The organism is Planktothrix serta PCC 8927, assembly GCF_900010725.2.
Taxonomy (GTDB): domain Bacteria; phylum Cyanobacteriota; class Cyanobacteriia; order Cyanobacteriales; family Microcoleaceae; genus Planktothrix; species Planktothrix serta.
On sequence record NZ_LR734890.1, the window covers coordinates 1 to 430 of the forward strand.

A 430-nucleotide genomic window follows, 5' to 3' on the forward strand; every position below is an offset into this window, starting at 1 on the left:
CCATTTTTTTTCTGTTCGAGAGCTATTGGTTGATTACTTCCCATACGGTTTTTATTAAGACTATCTTCCCTAACATTGACCTCTATAACTTGTTTCAATAATGCGTTATGATTGCTATTATACTCTTGAATTAACTGAGATTCTATTGAACTAAAGTTTGTATTAGTCAATGCAAATTGAGGTTGATTTTGATGGTGTCTTTGGGAACTTCTAGTCACTTGTTGAGATGAATGTCCTGAAGTTTGGCTTGGAGAATATGAATCACTAACTCTTTTATGTTCTTTGGATTGAATTGAATTGATTATATCTTCTCTGGAAAGATTTTGATAAAGTCGCTTTAATTCTTCAAACTGGTTTTCCAAATTATTATATTTTGCTTCCAACTCCTGATATTTATAAGGAACCTGGTCTTTAGATTCTTGTGAACTTA

General features: G+C 31.6%; 1 protein-coding gene. It reads right to left on the reverse strand.

All coding sequences use genetic code 11. From position 1 onward, the window contains the following. Positions 1 to 430, reverse strand: a 430-nt coding sequence (locus PL8927_RS28210) for a hypothetical protein (RefSeq protein ID WP_197047579.1), incomplete at both ends; no start/stop codon positions are given.